Origin of the sequence: Paraburkholderia sp. JPY419, from assembly GCF_050435705.1 — a bacterium.
GTDB lineage: Bacteria > Pseudomonadota > Gammaproteobacteria > Burkholderiales > Burkholderiaceae > Paraburkholderia > Paraburkholderia youngii.
This window is the reverse complement of sequence record NZ_JBNDKV010000002.1, coordinates 1,330,938-1,347,633: the sequence shown is the minus strand read 5'-3', so window position 1 is coordinate 1,347,633 and position 16,696 is coordinate 1,330,938. Positions and strand designations below refer to the sequence as shown.

11 protein-coding genes are annotated in these 16,696 nt (G+C 63.7%); 10 read left to right on the top strand and 1 reads right to left on the bottom strand.

What is annotated here, in order from left to right; all coding sequences use genetic code 11:
* Window positions 1-281: 281 nt before the first annotated feature.
* The 8 genes from aspT (QFZ91_RS12300) to QFZ91_RS12265 all read left to right on the top strand — a co-directional run bounded on the left by aspT (QFZ91_RS12300) (window position 282) and on the right by QFZ91_RS12265 (window position 12,227).
* A complete protein-coding gene (gene aspT / locus QFZ91_RS12300) occupies window positions 282-1,964 on the top strand; it encodes an aspartate-alanine antiporter (RefSeq protein ID WP_429567405.1) in 1,683 nt (560 codons plus the stop codon).
* Between the two features lie 134 nt (window positions 1,965-2,098).
* Window positions 2,099-3,781: an aspartate-alanine antiporter gene (aspT, locus tag QFZ91_RS12295; protein ID WP_429567404.1), complete on the top strand. Its 1,683-nt coding sequence runs from the start codon at window positions 2,099-2,101 to the stop codon at window positions 3,779-3,781.
* A 121-nt stretch (window positions 3,782-3,902) separates the two neighbouring features.
* Window positions 3,903-5,567, top strand: a complete 1,665-nt coding sequence (locus tag QFZ91_RS12290; protein ID WP_176367651.1) for a bifunctional aspartate transaminase/aspartate 4-decarboxylase — start codon at window positions 3,903-3,905, stop codon at window positions 5,565-5,567.
* Window positions 5,568-5,724: 157 nt separating this feature from the next.
* On the top strand, window positions 5,725-6,948 hold the full coding sequence (locus tag QFZ91_RS12285; protein ID WP_429567403.1) for a pyridoxal-phosphate-dependent aminotransferase family protein: 1,224 nt from the start codon (window positions 5,725-5,727) through the stop codon (window positions 6,946-6,948).
* A gap of 716 nt (window positions 6,949-7,664) precedes the next feature.
* Window positions 7,665-8,654, top strand: a complete 990-nt coding sequence (locus tag QFZ91_RS12280) for a carboxylate--amine ligase (protein ID WP_429567402.1) — start codon at window positions 7,665-7,667, stop codon at window positions 8,652-8,654.
* Window positions 8,655-8,690: 36 nt separating this feature from the next.
* On the top strand, window positions 8,691-9,944 hold the full coding sequence (locus QFZ91_RS12275) for an FAD-dependent oxidoreductase (protein WP_429567401.1): 1,254 nt from the start codon (window positions 8,691-8,693) through the stop codon (window positions 9,942-9,944).
* Between the two features lie 61 nt (window positions 9,945-10,005).
* The gene (locus tag QFZ91_RS12270) at window positions 10,006-10,890 is read left to right on the top strand and encodes a polysaccharide deacetylase family protein (protein WP_176379075.1); all 885 of its coding nucleotides are present in this window, start codon (window positions 10,006-10,008) and stop codon (window positions 10,888-10,890) included.
* 92 nt (window positions 10,891-10,982) lie between these two features.
* A complete protein-coding gene (locus tag QFZ91_RS12265) occupies window positions 10,983-12,227 on the top strand; it encodes a glycosyltransferase (protein WP_429567400.1) in 1,245 nt (414 codons plus the stop codon).
* Window positions 12,228-12,624: 397 nt separating this feature from the next.
* On the opposite strand, the gene QFZ91_RS12260 is transcribed toward QFZ91_RS12265, so the two are convergent.
* Window positions 12,625-13,008: a hypothetical protein gene (locus QFZ91_RS12260; protein WP_176122541.1), complete on the bottom strand. Its 384-nt coding sequence runs from the start codon at window positions 13,006-13,008 to the stop codon at window positions 12,625-12,627.
* Window positions 13,009-13,229: 221 nt separating this feature from the next.
* On the opposite strand from QFZ91_RS12260, the gene QFZ91_RS12255 reads away from it, so the two are divergent.
* Both QFZ91_RS12255 and QFZ91_RS12250 read left to right on the top strand, forming a co-directional pair.
* Window positions 13,230-15,449: a GNVR domain-containing protein gene (locus tag QFZ91_RS12255; RefSeq protein WP_429567399.1), complete on the top strand. Its 2,220-nt coding sequence runs from the start codon at window positions 13,230-13,232 to the stop codon at window positions 15,447-15,449.
* A gap of 142 nt (window positions 15,450-15,591) precedes the next feature.
* Window positions 15,592-16,692 carry a glycosyltransferase gene (locus tag QFZ91_RS12250; protein ID WP_429567398.1) on the top strand — a complete coding sequence of 367 codons (1,101 nt, stop codon included), beginning with the start codon at window positions 15,592-15,594 and terminating at the stop codon, window positions 16,690-16,692.
* Window positions 16,693-16,696 lie beyond the last annotated feature (4 nt).

The window sequence follows — 16,696 nt, the reverse complement described above, 5'->3', positions numbered from 1 at the left end:
CTTCGCGATGAAAGAGTAACTGTCGGGCGTTCGGGAAATCGTTTCACCGCCGGCATTGCCAGGCGGTGCGTTCGTCCATGCGCGCCGGTGCCCGCTGTGCGGCGCTTCCGGCATCCATTGCGTGGTTCTCCTGTCATCGCAGCGTTCTTTGAGGTGTCGTGCATCGCGCCCGTTGCCCGCGCGACGTCACCATCGCGTCACCTTTGTCAGACGGTTTGATTCGGTTTTCAAACGGTTGGTGTTCCGTTTTTCGTTAATCAACTGTAAATCGGCGAGCCAACATGATCGGTGAATTGCTGAGATCGCAACCCGAAATCGCACTATTCGCATGTCTCGCCATTGGCTATTTCATTGGCTCGTTTCATATCGGACCGATTCAGCTCGGCGGCGTGTGCGGCACGCTGATCGTCGCGCTCGTGCTCGGGCAGAGCGGTGCGCGCATCGCGCCCGACCTGAAGAACATCGCGTTCGCGCTGTTCATCTTCGCGCTCGGCTTCACCGGCGGCCCGCAGTTCTTCGCGAACATCGGGCGCGGCTGGCGCTATGGGCTGCTGTCGCTGATCGAAATCGTCTCGGTGCTGGTGCTGATCATGATCGCGGTCAGCGTGCTGCGGCTCGACGTCGGCACCGCGTCTGGACTGCTCGCGGGCGCGGCGACCGAGTCGGCGGTGATCGGCACCGCGTCCGAGGCGATCGCGAAGCTCGGTCTCGGCGACGCGGCAACCCAGCGTCTGCAGGCCAATATCGTGACCGCCTACAGCGTCAGCTACCTGTTCGGCCTGGTCACGATCGTGCTGTTTACGAGCCAGTTCGCGCCGCTGCTGTTGCGCGTCGATCTGCGCGAAGAAGCCGAGCGCGTGTGGCGCAAGCTCGGCGGCGAGGGCGCGTTCAGCGAAGGACAGAGCGCGGCCGCGCCGGCGCTCGTCGGCCGCGCGTTTCGAATCGGCACGGCCGCCGGCATCACGGTGCGCGCGCTCGAGGAGCAATACGGCTACAACCTGACCGTCGAGCAGATCGAGCGCCACGGCGCGGATCTGCCGGTCGCCATGGAGACGCGGCTCGCGGCCGGCGATGTCGTGCTCGTTGCCGGACGGCGCGCGGCGGTCGTCGCGGCGTCGGCTGGCCTCGGTGAAGAGGTGCTGGGCGCCGATTTCGGCCAGGTGTTCGCGCAACGGCTCAACGTGGTGCTGACGCGGCCCGATGTCGACGGGATGACGGTCGCGCAACTGCGCGCGCAGGCCAAGCCGGAAAACGCGCGCGGCGTTTATATCGCCGCGATCACGCGGCTCGAATCGACGATTCCCGCGCTGCCCGGCACCGATCTGCATCGCGGCGACGTGCTGACGCTGGTCGGCGCGAAGGCCGACGTCGCACGTGGCGCGAAGCGGCTCGGCTATGTATTGCCGCCGACCGAAAAGACCGACTTCGTCTATCTCGGCCTCGGTGTGCTGGTCGGTATGGCGATCGGGCGGCTCGGCGGCACGATCGGCGGCGTGACGCTCGCGCTCGGCACAGGCGGCGGCTGTCTGCTGTCGGGGCTGCTGTTCGGCTGGGTCCGCTCGCGCCATCCGCTGGTCGGCTCGCTGCCGTCGGCGGCCGCGCAGATCCTCAAGGACTTCGGACTCGCGACGTTCATCGCCGCGGTCGGGCTGTCGGCCGGTCCCGACGCGATCAAGCTCGTGCGCGAGTACGGGCTCGCGCTGCCGCTCGCCGGCGTCCTGATGGTGCTGGTGCCGGGCCTGCTGTCGCTATGGGTCGGCCATGCGCTGTTGAAGCTCGAAGCGCCGATGCTGCTCGGCGCGATCGCGGGCCAGCAGTGCAGTACGCCGGCCATCAGCGCGCTCGTCGGCGCGGCCGGCAATTCGACGCCGGTGATCGGCTACACGATCACCTATGCGCTCTCCAACATCCTGTTGCCTTTGATGGGGCCCGTGGTGGTGGGCATCGCCGGCAAGCTCGGCTAGCCGGACTTGCCGAAGCCGCATGCCGCGCGGCGTTTCGCACTTCGCGGCAAATCAGGCGCTCGCGCCGCACAGGTGCGCGCCGTACCCGTGCCGGGTATCGCCAACGAACCCGACAACTACTCAGCGAGGGCGCGATGGACTGGCTACACAACATCTTTCACAAGTCACCGGAGATGGCGCTGTTCCTGTCGCTCGCGGTCGGCTATTTCATCGGGCAGATCAACTTCGGCAAGTTCCAGCTCGGCGGCGTGGGCGGCTCGCTGCTCGCGGCGGTCGTGATCAGCCAGGCGGGCGTGACGGTCGACAACGGCGTGAAGGCGGTGATGTTCGCGGTGTTCATCTACGCGGTCGGCTACGACTCCGGGCCCGGCTTCTTCAACTCGCTGAACCGCAAGACGCTGCGCGAGATCGCGATGGCCGTGTTTCTCGCGGTGACCGCGCTGATCACGGTGGTCGTGTGCGCGAAGCTGTTCCATCTGAACAAGGGGCTCGCGGCCGGACTCGCGGGCGGCGCGCTCACGCAGTCGGCGATCATCGGCACCGCGGGCGACGCGATCGCGCGGCTCGGCCTGCCCGCCGATCAGGTCAGATCGCTGCAATCGGACGTCGCGATCGCGTACGCGGTCACCTACGTGTTCGGTTCGCTCGGCGCGATCATCGTGTGCGTGAACATCCTGCCGAAGTTCATGGGCCAGGGCTTGCGCGAAGCGTCGATCGAGGCGGAGCGCGAACTGTCGTCGGGCGCGCCGACGCGCGGACCGGGGCAGGTGGCGGCGCTGCCCGAACTGGTCGGGCGCGCATACCGGATCGACTTCAGCGCCGGCAAGAGCGTGCAGGCGGTCGAGTCGCTGCACGGCGAAGATCTGACGATCGAGCGCGTCAAGCGCGGTAACCAGCAGATCGAGCCGAAGCCCGACTTCGTGCTGCAACCCGACGACATCGTGCTCGTCGTGGGCCGCCGCGAGGCGGTCGTCGCGTTCGGTGCGAAAGGCAACGAGGTCGGCGACGCCGAGGACATCGGCGTCGTGATGCAGACGCGCGAAGGCGTGTTCACGCGCAAGGGCATGAATCACACGACGATCGCGGCCGCGCGCCAGATGATCGATCGCGACATGCGGCACGGCGTCTACGTGCAGAGCATCACGCGCGTCGGGCAGCCGCTGCCGGTGTTGCCCGAAACCGAGCTGCAGCACGGCGACGTGATCACCTTCTACGGTTCGCCGAAAGATACCAAGCGCGCGGTCGAAGCTGCCGGCTACGAGCTGCCGTACAGCAACAAGACCGATTTCATCTACATGGGCGTCGGCCTCGTGATCGGTCTGCTGATCGGGCTGGTCGTCGTCAACGTGGGCGGCGTGCCGCTCACGCTCGGCTCGGGCGGCGGTTGTCTGCTGGCGGGCCTGCTGTTCGGCTGGATGCGCGGCAAGCATCCGATGTACGGCGTGATGCCATCGGCCGCCTCGCAATTGCTGAAGGACTTCGGGCTCGCCGCGTTCGTCGCGGTGGTCGGTCTGAACTCGGGCCTGCAGGCGGTCGTCACGGTCAAGCAAAGCGGCGTGACCATCTTCCTGCTCGGCGTGTTCGTCACGCTGTTTCCGCTGCTGCTGACGATGCTGTTCGGCCGTTACGTGCTGCGCTACAACAACGCGGCGATTCTGGCCGGCGCGCTGTCCGGTTCGCGCAGCGCCAACCCGGCGTTCGGCGGCGTCCTCGATAAGGCCGAAAGCGCGGTGCCGACCGTGCCGTTCGCGATCACCTATGCGATCGCGAACGTCGCGCTGACACTGCTCGGGCCGCTGGTGGTCGGGCTCGTGTAGCGCTCACCCGTCGTTGATCGCACGGTTATCGAAAGCCGTTGCGCATCGATCCCTGTAGCCGGCCGCAACCGGGACGCCTCGCCACGCCGGCGTGTTTCACCTCTTCACTGGAGAACGCATCATGGCTAAAGAGAAGGGCGATAAGAAACGCTCGGGCGTGGACGCGGGCCTTGCCGCGCTGAGCCCGTTCGAACTGAAGGACGAACTGATCAAGGCCGCCGGCGGCGGCGCGGTCGAGCGGGCCGCCAACATCGCGATGCTCAACGCCGGCCGTGGCAATCCGAACTTTCTCGCGACGATCCCTCGCCACGGCTTCTGGCAGCTCGGCCTGTTCGCGATGCGCGAGTCCGAGCGCTCGTTCGCGTACATGCCCGAAGGCGTCGGCGGTTTTCCGCGCCGCGACGGACTCGCGGAGCGCTTCGACCTGTTCATACGCGAGAACCGCGGCGTGCCCGGCATCGACTTTCTGCGCGGCGCGGTGTCGTACGTGCGCGATCAGCTCGGGCTGTCCGGGACCGACTTTCTGTATGAGATGTGCGAGGGCATTCTCGCGTCGAACTACCCGGTGCCCGACCGCATGCTGAAGCTGTCGGAAATCATCGTCGGCCAGTATCTGCGCCGCGAGATGATCGGCAAGCATCCGTTCATCGGCGAGTTCGACATCTTCGCCGTAGAAGGCGGTACCGCGGCGATGACCTACATCTTCAACACGATGCGCGAGAACCATCTGATCAAGGCGGGCGACTCGATCGCGCTCGGCATGCCGATCTTTACGCCCTACATCGAGATCCCGGCGCTGAACGACTATCAGCTGAAAGTCGTGCATATCAATGCCGACGTCGCGCACGGCTGGCAGTACTCGAAGCAGGAGCTCGACAAGCTGCGCGATCCGAAAGTGAAGGCGTTCTTCCTCGTCAATCCGAGCAATCCGCCGTCGGTGAAGATCGACGACGCGAGCCTCGAGCACGTCGCGGACATCGTCAAGGATCGGCCCGACCTGATCCTGCTGACCGACGACGTGTACGGCACGTTCGCCGACAACTTCGTGTCGCTGTTCGCGCTCGCGCCGAAGAACACGATCCTCGTCTACTCGTACTCGAAGTATTTCGGCGCGACCGGCTGGCGTCTCGGCGCGGTGGCCACGCATCGCGACAACGTGCTCGACAAGCTGATCGGCAAACTGCCGGCCGACGTGAAGAAGGAGCTGCATCGTCGCTACGAGTCGATCACGACCGAGCCCGACAAGCTGAAGTTCATCGACCGGCTCGTGGCCGACAGCCGCACCGTCGCGCTCAATCACACGGCCGGGTTGTCGACGCCGCAGCAGGTGCAGATGGTGCTGTTCTCGCTGTTCTCCTTGATGGACACGCCCGACGCGTACAAGAACGCGCTGAAGCGCCTGATCCGCAAGCGCAAGCAGGCGCTGTACGAGGAAGTGGGCATCGCGTTCGAGGACGACGATCCGAACCAGGTCGACTACTACACGATCGTCGACATCGAATTCCTCGGTGAAAGAGCCTACGGGCGCGAGTTCGTCGACTGGCTGCTGAAGAACACCGAGCCGTCCGAGCTGCTATTCCGGCTCGCGCGCGAGGCGCGCGTGGTGCTGCTGCCGGGCCGCGGCTTCGGCACCCAGCACCCGTCGGGGCGCGTGTCGCTCGCCAATCTGAACGAGTCCGACTATCGCAAGATCGGTCGGGCGATGCGCAGGCTGATCGAGGAGTATGTCGAGCGCTACAACGCGGCGACCGGCAGCAAGCTCGACAAGAGCAAGGTGATGAAGTGACTGGCGAGGGTGTATCGGTCGCGCTTAGTGGTCCGCTACCCCAGCCAAAAAACTTGCGCAATCGCGCGGTTCGGTGAATGATCGGACGAACGGCCTCGAGCGGCGTATCTGCGGCGAGGCCGTTCGTTCCTTTGCGCTTCACATTCACACACCGATCATGCCGACTTCAACCTCTACTACCGTTGCTTCGTCCGTCCCCTGTCCGGTTGTCGAATCGCTCGACGCCATCCTTCCCGAAGAACCGCTGCTGATGATGGGCGCCGGTCCCGTGCCGATTCCCGCCGCGGTCGCGAAGGCCAATGCGATCGTGATCAACCATCTGGGCGGCACGATGGCGAAGGTGGTGAACCAGGTGAAGACGATGGCGCGCTACGTGTTCCAGACGCAGTCGAAGTGGGTGCTCGGCGTGGCAGGACCGGGATCGGGCGCGATGGAGATGGCGATCTGCAATCTCGCGTGGGAAGGCACGCGCATGCTGTGCATCAAGAACGGCTTCTTCAGCGACCGCATGAGCGAAATGGGCCGGCGCGTCGGCGCGAAGGTGACCACGCTCGAAGTCGCGGACCGCACGGTCGCGAGTCTCGATCAGGTCGCCGATGCGCTGCGCCGCGAGCGTCCCGAGGTCGTCACGGTGGTGCAGGGCGAGACTTCGAACACCGTGTGGAACTATCATCTGAAAGACATCGTCGCGCTCGCGAAGGAAGCCGGCGCCCTCGTGATCGTCGACGCCGTCTGCACGCTGAGCACGATGCCGCTCGAAATGGACAACTGGGGCATCGACGCGGTGATTACCGGCGGCCAGAAGGGCTTGTCGTCGATTCCGGGTGTGTCGCTGATCGCGTTCTCAGACGCGGCGTGGGCGCGCGTCAAAGGCCGCACGGTGCCCAACACGCACTGGTGCCTCGATGCGTCGCTGGCGGAAAACTTCTGGCACAACGCCGGCTATCACTACACAGCACCGGTGTCGGGCGTACTCGCTTTGCATGAGGCGCTGCGGCTCGTCTGCGCGGAAACGCTGGAGAAGCGCTTCGCGCGCCATCTGAAATGCTCGCTCGCGTTGCAGCAGGGCGTCACCGAGATGGGCCTGCAACTGTATGCGCCGGAGAATTGCCGGCTCAACTCGGTGATCGGCATCGAGGTGCCTGACGGCCTGAGTCCCGCCGACGTCTGCGCGCATATCTCGCGACAGCATCAGGTGGAAATCGCTGGCTCGTTCGGTTTGCCGATCGTGCGGATCGGCCAGATGGGCGAGCAGTGCCGCGAGCACAACCTGTTTCGCACCGTGCACGCGCTCGGCCGCACGATGGTCGATCTCGGCGTCAAGGTCGATCTGCCGGCGGGTGTCGCGGCGCTCGAGCGCGGATTGAGCGAAGGTAAATAAGGCATTTTGCGTCGCGCTACGAATAGCATTCGTAGCGCGTATTTTTTGTGCGATCCAGCACTTTATAGTCCCATTAGAAAGTTTTTTTCCGCCATTATCGCGTTGCAATAAATTATGCTTCGCAACATTTTTACATAACAAATGCATAATTGGCGAAACCCTTATGCAATAAGGCTGAGCGCCTTTCGAAAGGGTTTTTTTCTGTTCTTACTTTCTTTTGCTCTTTGTGCGCCGGCGCACGTATCGAGATCAGGCGGAAACGTAAAGTAGGTCACGGCGAGCGCAGCGCAATGCGCTCGCTGCGGTAAATCGCAAGACCATGATTCGACACACGGCGCGTGCCAGGACGCGCCTGCCGCGCTCATGCATGCTTTCCGCCGAAACACAGCTTTAACGCCGAAGCGCCCCCGCGAGGCGATAAAAAGGATTTCTATCCGATTCGATAGTTCGATCGCGTGGAGTCTCGAAGCATGTCTTCGAGGCCCATGCACGTACGAAGCAAGGAAATCGACACTATGGCGAGCGCATACGACTCAGGTCAATCGGCAGGGGTTATTGTTGGAGCAGAGTTGAACGGACTGGGGGTGGCGCGATCGCTCGCGCAGGCCCGCGTTCCGGTTGTCGCAGTCGATACGAGGAGCCGCGCGGCGACGTGGTGCCGACACGTTCATGCGCATCAGATAAAAAGTTTTGTTGGGAAAATATTCGTCGACGAAATGATCGAACTCGGCAAGCGGTTCGATCGTCTGCCGGTTCTGATTCTGACCGACGAAGACGCGGTGCATGCGGTGTCGGAAAATCGGCTGGCTTTGTCGCACTGGTATCGATTCCGGTTGCCCGCCGACGACACCGTCAAGATGTTGTCGAGCAAGGCGCGCTTTCACGAATTTGCACAGAGCCACGGCTTTCCGGTGCCGCGCTCGGTCGTGCTCGAAAAGCTTGCCGACATCGAACGGCTGGCCGAATTGCGCTACCCGTGCGTGCTGAAACCAGACGACAAGCGCAACGTGCTGCGTGGCGAGAAAGAACGCGCGGTGCGCGTCGACACGCTGCAGCATGCACGCGATCGCGCGATCGCGATGCTGGCGACGCCAGGCGGAATCATCGCGCAGGAGTGGATCGAAGGTCCCGACAGCAACATCCACTTCACGCTGTTCTATCGCGGCGCGGACGGCAACATGGTCAGCATGTTCACCGGCCGCAAGGTGTTGAGCTCGCCGCCGGGCATCGGCAACACCGCGATCTGCGTGGCCGCGCCCGAAGCGCGCGGGACGCTCGAACCGCTGACGCGGCGCTTCGCCGAGGCGGCCGGTTTCGACGGCATGGGCAGCATCGAGTACAAGTGGGACGACAACTACAACGAGTTCGTGATGGTCGAGCCGACGGTCGGCCGCACGGACTGGCAGGAGGAGATCGCGACGCTGTGCGGCGTCAACATTCCGCTTGCCGCGTACCGCCATGAACTCGGCCTGCCGTTGCCGGTCGAGCGCCTGAGCCGGCTACCGGTTGCGTGGCGCGCGACGTTTTCCGACCGGCCGCCGCCCGAACTGCTGAGCGAACGCACCAAAATTTTCGATGGCTATTTCCGCTGGAACGATCCGTTTCCAGCGTTGCAGCACTATGTCGTGATGAATCCGCTCCGACGCATGAAGCGCAGCTGGAAAAAAGCGATCAGGGCGCCCGAGTCGCGTCAGGCGAAAGCCTGACGCTGGCGACGAAAGCCCGTCCCCTGGAGACCAGCAATGTCTTTGACCGATACCATTATCATTGGCGCGGGGCCCTACGGGTCATCTCTTGCCGCGCATCTGAAGGCCGCCGGCGTGGATCACCAGATCCTCGGGGAACCGATGGGAGCGTGGCGAAACTACATGCCGCCCGGCATGCTGCTGCGCTCCGAAGCTTTCGCGTCGAGCATGCATGCGCCGCGCAGCGGCTTTACCGTCGAAGATTTCTGCCGCCTGAAAGGGCTGCCGTACCGGCCGCTCGGCATGGCGCTGCCGCTCGAAACCTTCGTCGAGTACGGGCTGTGGTTCCAGTCGAATCTGGTCGGCGAAATCCAGCCGGTCGACGTGCTCGCATTGCGCCGCGTCGGCGATCAGTTCCAGCTGTCGCTTAGCGACGGCCGCTCGCTCGCCGCGCGCCGGGTCGTGATCGCGCTCGGCCTGAAGGGCTTCGCGCAAACTCCGCCGGCGCTGCAGGGCTTGCCGCCGCAGTATGCGTCGCATTCGGAGCTGTACGGCAACCTCGAGTGGGCGCGCGGCAAGGACATTGCGATCGTCGGCGGCGGGCAGTCGGCGCTCGGGCTGTCCGCGCTGCTCAACGAGCTCGGCGCCCGCGCGCACGTGCTGATGCGCGAGAGCAGCGTGGTGTGGCACGAGCGGCCGCACGGCGGGCGCAACATCCTGTCGCGCATCAAGGGGCCCGACGCGGGGCTCGGGCGCGGCTGGCGGTCGCTGTTCCTGTCCGAGTTTCCCGGCGTGTTCCACATGCTCGACCCGGGACGCCGCAAGCTGATCATGGAGCACACGTATGGCGCGTCTGGCGCGTGGTGGCTGCACGATCGCGTGGTCGGCAAGGTACAGATCTCGCATCGCACCGTGGTGCGCTCCGCGGCGGTCGAAAACGACCGCGTCGTTCTGAACGTGCTGACCGACGGCAAGGAAGCACGCGTGAGCGCCGATCACGTAATCGCCGCGACCGGCTTCAAAACCGACATGCGCCAGCACGCGTTCCTGTCGAAAGATCTGGCCGACGCGATTTCGAATCAAGGCGGCATGCCCGACCTGAACTCGCACTACGAAACGCGCGTGCGCGGCCTCTATGTGATCGGACCCGCGTCCGCGCATAGCTTCGGGCCCGTGATGCGCTTCGTCTATGGAACCAAGCACGCGTCGCCGACCGTGGCGCGGCACCTTATCGGCTCGTTGAAAGCGGGCTCGCGGCAACGCGCGTGGCCCGTCGCCCATGCACCCATGCCGGAGCGCTCAGGTGAATAAGACCCAAACAACGGGCGCGTCTGTGCGCTCGCGCCTGTCCGATCGCTACCGCGGGCCCCGCATGAAGCGCTACAAGGCGCTCGTGAAGGAGATGCTCGCGGGCTTCGTGTTGATGTCAGGGCTCGCGTGGTGCACGCGCAAGCTGCTGTGGCGCGATCGCGTAGCCGTGCTGCTTTATCACGATCCCGATCCGGACACGCTCGACCGTCATCTGACTTATCTGAGCAAGCTGTGCGAGTTCGTGCCATTGACCGACGTCAGCGCGCCCGGCCGCGGCCGGCCGCGCGTGGCGATCACGCTCGACGACGGCCACGTGGGCAACGCGAAGCTATTGCCGGTGTTCATCAAGCACAAGGTGCGCCCGACGATCTTTCTGTGCAGCCGCATCGTCGGACGGCCGCGCAGTCACTGGTGGCTGCATCCGGGTTCGCTGCGCGTCGGCCATGAACGTCTGAAGCGCATGACGAACGAAGAGCGCCTCGCCGCGCTGGCGGCTCAAGGCTACCAGCAGGACGGCGACGACCGACCGACCGGCCTGTCGATCGAACAGATGCAGGCGATGCGCGAGCACGTCGACTTCCAGGCGCATACGCGCTTCCATCCGATCCTCACGCATTGCAGCGACGCTGAAAGCGAGGCCGAAATAAGCGACAGCCGCCGTGAAATCGCGGCGCTGCTGCAACAGCCGTGCGAGCACTTCGCGTATCCGAACGGCAATTACGGCGAGCGCGAAGTGGAGTTCGTGCGCGCGGCGGGCTTCAAAACGGCGCGGACTTGTGACATCGGCTGGAACGATCAGCACACCGATCCGTACCGGTTGCGCACGATCATCATCGACGATGCGGCGTCGACGCTGCGTTTCGCGGCGCAATTGAGTGGCATTGCGCTGTTTCTGCGCTATCTGCGCGAGGGGGGCGGCTGGCGCGGCAAGTTTCCGCAGTTTTGAACAGGGGGAGCGCCCGGACCAGGCGATTGGTCCGGGCAAGCCGTCCGGGTTCTTCGCGAGACGGCACGAGAGGTAGACAACAGGAGGGGAACATGCAGCGCTGCAGGGTACTGGTGATCAATGATTACGCGCACATGGGCGGCGCGGAAGTGGTCTATCAACAATCGGCCGAGCTATTGGGTACGCTGCGCGGCGTCGAGGTCGAGCGTTTCGACGATAGCCAGTTTTCCGGCCGCTCGACGATGCTGACGCGCTCCTGGAACACGACCGCCGCGCGCGCGCTCGAAAAGACGCTGCACCGTTTCCGGCCGCATCGGCTGATGGTGCACAACTACCACAACGTGCTGTCGCCTTCGATTCTCAGCGTGATCGCGCACAACCAGCGTCAGTTCGGTTACCGCGCGTATCACACCTGCCACGACTATCACCTCGTCTACTACAATCCGTCGCTGCAGTACTTCGACAAGGACAAGCGGCCGATCATTCTGCCGCTCGACGTGCTGCGCACCCGCGCGGTCCTCACGTTGCGGCCGACGCCGAAGGGCCTCGTGCACGATCTGATGACGAAGGCATGGTGGCATGCGGTACGCGCGGCCTATCAGCCCGCGCGCGTGTTCGACAGGATCTTGTGCCCGAGCCTGTTCATGCAGCAGGCGCTGCATCGCGTGGGCATCGAGAACACGGTGATCGTGCACAATCCGTCGGCGGTGCCGAGCGCGATGCCGATCGTCACGGTGCGTGGCAAGGAACGCTTCAACATCGCGTTCGTCGGACGGATCTCGCCCGAGAAAGGCCTGATGCAATTTCTGACGCTCTGCGAGGCGGCGGGCTTCGAACGCATCAATAGCATCGGCGTGTATGGCGACGGGCCGGATCGCGCGGCGATCGAAGAACGCTACGCGTCGCTGATCGCCGAGCGCAAGCTGATCCTGTTCGGCACGATGCCGCAGCAGCAGTTGTTTCCCGCGATGCGCGAGTTCGCCGATGCGGTGGTCGTGCCGTCGGTGGGCGCGGAGAACGCGCCCCTCGTCGTAGTCGAGGCGGCGATGCTCGGCCTGCCGGTGCTGATTCGCGATGGCGGCAGCATGGCGGTGACCGCGGAATCGGTCGGCAACAAGATCAAGTTCAAGTTCGATCCGGGCAGTCTGAAACAGGCGCTCGGCGAGTTGGCCGTTCATCTGGCCGATGAGCGCAGAAAGTACGACGTCGGAGAATATCTGCCCGAGCATTACGCGCGGCGTCTGGCCGAAATCATGCACATCGGCGAAAGCTCGGCGCCCAACGCGCCGTCGCGCCGGCGCGCGCGTTATGCAGATAATCCGCGTCCGGCGCCCTGAAAATAGTCGGCGCTGATTGTGGCGAACGGCGTGTATATCCACACGGTTATCGTCGCTTTAAACATGCGTTCTTTATTGCGTGATTTGTCTGAAGCAATCCTGTAGCGATCGGCTTTTGTGTGCGCTGCCGAACGTTGTAAGGACAGGCTCTCTGAATATTATGATTGCCAAGAAAGGCTTTTTATCGAGCGTTGTAGCGCGCCGACGAAACGGCCGACTCATCAAAACAAGAGCATGTGCATGTCGTGAGCGTTTGCGTGGAAAGACGGCGGACGAGACGCGGCTAATCGGGGATACATCTCTACCGGGCCCGGCAGTCAGCTCAACCCAAACAGGAATGTGGCCGCAAGCGGCCACATCGGCGATACGGGGGATCCAGACGGTGATGCGCTACAGCTCAGCGCACGCTGTAGGGATCGGAGGTCTCGGGAGACGCGTAGGTCTGGTCTGAATTCCACAAATCGCTGCCGTAGGGGTCCGCTGAGTTCTTGCCGCGGACAGGCTGTGCAACGCTTGTACGTTTCTGCTTCGGAAGGCTGTTTTTAGTTTGGGTGTACACGTTGGGCGCGACATAGCGGTTCTTTTTTGCGTACGCGAGATCCGACGGAGAGCCGTAGAGAGTCGGTGAACTGGCCGCATGAGGCGTCATCGCGTCGAGTTGCGAGTGCTTGGCGACATAACGCGGGGCATAAGCGGAAGAGGAGGCGGACACGATGCTCTGGGCGTAGCCCACCTGGGCAGTCAGTAATACCGGTAATACGGCGGCAAGAAGTTTTTTCATTTCGGTCTCCGTAAGAACGCGAGTGGTGCGATGTTAGGGAAAAGAGCCGAGCTCGCATAGGTGCTGTTACACACAAAGGTAGCCGATGTGGCGTAAATCGGCTACCCCCGTCCGATCGAGGCGGTCGGCTCGATCGGACACCGGCGTGACTGGATGCGGCGACGTGCCGGTTCGGGCGCCGGGAAGAAGTGGGAAACCGTCGGGACTTTGGGAGAACTCGCATGAACCAAAGCAGTGCACCATTCGATAGCCGGAACAACAACAGCGAACATCCGCCGGCAGGCTTTGCGAACTATCTGGATGCGCTGTATGACAACCGCAAGCTGATTGCCATCACGACGGCCATCGCGGTCGCGCTCGGCATCGGTTATTCGGTGTTCTCCGAACCCGTCTATCGTGCGGACATCCTGGTGCAGGTCGAAGAGAACGCAGGTACCTCGTCCAAGAGCGTGATCGGCGACGTGTCCGCGATGTTCGACGTGAAGACCGCGACGTCCGGCGAGGCGCAGGTGATCGGCTCGCGCATGGTGGTGGGCCGCGCGGTCGACAAGCTCAATCTCGACATCGAAGCGGCACCGCGTTACTTCCCGCTGTTCGGCCGCTGGCTCGCCCGTCATTCCGATCATCTGTCGACGCCGGGACCGCACGGCTACGTGTACGGCAACGAGCGCATCAAAGTGTCGAAATTCGATGTGCCGGAAGAGCTGTTCGATCGTCCGTTCGTGCTGAGGATGGGCGAGGGATCGAGCTACGAACTGCAATACGGCAAGCTGAAGCTCGAAGGCATGGTCGGCCAGGCGCTGAACGCGACGACCAACTACGGGCCGCTCACGCTCGTCGTCGACCGGATCGACGCGAAACCCGGTGCGACCTTCGAAGTGCGGCGCCAGTCCGCGCTGACGACGACCGAAAAGCTGCGCAAGGAATTGACGATCTCCGAAAAAGGCAAGGAGTCCGACATCCTCGGCGTGTCGCTCGAAGGCAGCGATCCGAACAAGATCAGCGCGATTCTCGGGACCATCGCGGGCGAATACGTGAGCCAGAACCTGAAGCGCAAATCCGAGGAAGCGGAGCGTTCGATCCGTTTCCTCGAAATGCAGCTCCCGGAAATGCGCCAGCAGCTTTCCGATTCGGAAACGCGCTTCAACGACTTCCGCGCGAAGCATGGCACCGTCGATCTCGGCGAGGAAGCGACCAACCTGCTGCAGCTGTCGGTTCAGGCGCAGACGCGGCTCGCGGAACTCCAGCAGAAGCGCAATGAACTGCTGTCGCGCTTCACCGACCAGCATCCGGCCGTGCAGTCGGTCAACGCGCAGTTGCGCGCGGCGCAACAGGAAGCGAAAGATCTCGCGAGCCGGACGCAGTCGCTGCCGCCGCTCGAACAGAACGTGCTGCGCCTGCAGCGCGACGTGCAGGTCGGCACCGAACTCGACACGTCGCTGCGCAATACGCTCGAACAGCTGAAGCTGATCAAGGCGGGCAAGGCCGGCAACGTGCGCATCGTCGACGGCGCCGTCGCACCCGATACACCGGTCCGGCCCAAGCCGCTGCTGATCATCATCGGCGCGATGATGATCGGCGTGTTCGTCGGCTCGGTGATCGCGCTGGTGCGTCAGCGTCTGTTCGATGCGATCGACGATCCGTACGAAGTCGAGCTGCGCACTGGGCTGCCGGTCTACGCGAGCGTGCCGTTCAGCCGTCAGGAAGAGCGCTTCGCGCATAGCCGTCGCCGTCCGGAATCGAAGGCGCTCGTGCTCGCGGGTGAAGCGGTGATCGATCCGGCGATCGAAAGTCTGCGTGGCTTTCGCACCGCGCTCGAATTCACGATGACCAAGGCGCGCAACCATATCGTGCTGATCACCGGCCCGACGCCGGGCATCGGCAAGTCGTTCGTGTCGCTGAATCTCGCCGCGGTGATCGGTGCGACCGGCAAGCGCGTGCTGCTGGTCGACGGTGACCTGCGCCGCGGCTTTCTGCATCGGCATCTCGGCGGCGATCGCGGTCCCGGCCTGTCCGATCTGATCCAGGGCGCGTACCGCCCCGAAGAGCTGATTCGCGCGACCCGTTTCCAGGGTGTCGATTTCATCGCGAGCGGCCGCCAGGTGGCGAGCCCGAGCGACGTGCTGTCGAACGCGCGGCTCGAGTCGGTGCTGCGCCAGGTCGCGACCGGCTACGACGTCGTGCTGCTCGATGGACCGCCGGTGCTGCTCGCCGCGGATGCGGTGCGGCTCGCGTGCGTGGCAGGTACGACGTTCTTCGTCGCGCGTCAGGGTGTGACGGGCATCGGCGAGCTGCGTGAGTCGGTCCGCCAGATGCAGAAGGTCGGCCTGCCGGTGCGCGGCGTGATCATGAACGGACTGAAGATGCGGCCGGGACGCTACAGCTACGGCTACGGACGCTATCGCTACGCGGCCTACATCTACAAACCGTACGACCGATAAACCCGGGCGCGTAGTTCGCGACGCTCCCGCGGTGCGGGGCGTAGCGCCCGAATGGACCGATCAGAAAACCAACACAGCAATGCGAAGGGATCTTACGGCCGCGCTTGTCGAGCGCACACCGTACAGGCAAGGGACTACTCGGATGAAACAGCTATTTGTCACGCCTTTTCTGCCTCAGAAAAACGCGCCGCAAGCTGGCCACCGGTTGTCCTACGACTACCTGATCAAACTGAGCGCGGAATCGGAGCTCGACGTGCTGATCGTGTCGCGCGTGCCGGTCGACGAAAAAGACATCGAGTTCCGCGCGAACGTGCGCAACGTCTACATCCAGTACGTGAGCCGGTTCGACCTGGTTCCGTCGTTCCTCGCGAGTCCGCTGACGTTTTCACCGCGCCTGTACTCGCGCTATAAGCCCGCGATCGGCAAGTTCCTCTGCGAGCTCGTCGACAGGCACCGTTACGACACGGTGCGGCTCGAATTCTCGCAATGCTTCACGTATGCGCAGAGTCTGCGCGAGCGTTTCCACGACGGCGTGAAGATCGTGATGTGCGCGCATGACGTGCAGATCCAGGTCATGCTGCGCATCAAGTCCATCGAAGGATGGCTGTTTACACGACAGACCTTCATGCTCGAACAGCGTCTGCTGAAGCTGGCCGACAAGGTGCTCGTGCTGTCGAGCAAGGACGCGCAGCTGATCAACGGCCTGTACCCCGGGGTCGGCACGGTGCAGGTCGTGCCGATCTCGCTGCCGGCGTTTCTGAAGGAAGTGCGGCGCTCCAAAGACACGGTCGAGAAAGGCAACATCCTGTTCTGGGGGGCGATGCAACGCCGCGAAAACGAAGAGGCGCTGCTCAATTTCATCGACACGATTTTTCTGCCGCTGCGCCGGCGCGGTCTGCAACTCAAGCTGTTCGTGGTCGGTTCCGATCCGAGCGAGCGCGTGAAGCGCCTCAATAGCGACGATATCTGCGTGACCGGCTTCGTCGAAAATCCGGGCAAGTACTTCGAGGCCGCCGCTATCGGCGTGGTGCCGCTGCTCTCGGGCGCCGGCGTCAAGCTGAAGACGCTCGAAATGCTCGCGGCGAAACTGCCGGTCGTGTCCACGCCGCTCGGCGCGGAAGGCGTCGAGCACGACGGCACCTTGCTCAACGTCTGCGAGATCGATGAGTTCCAGCACGTGATCGAGCGCATCTACCGCGGGGAACCGGTCAACGTCAACGCCTCCGTGGCGTATCAGGCGTGACGCC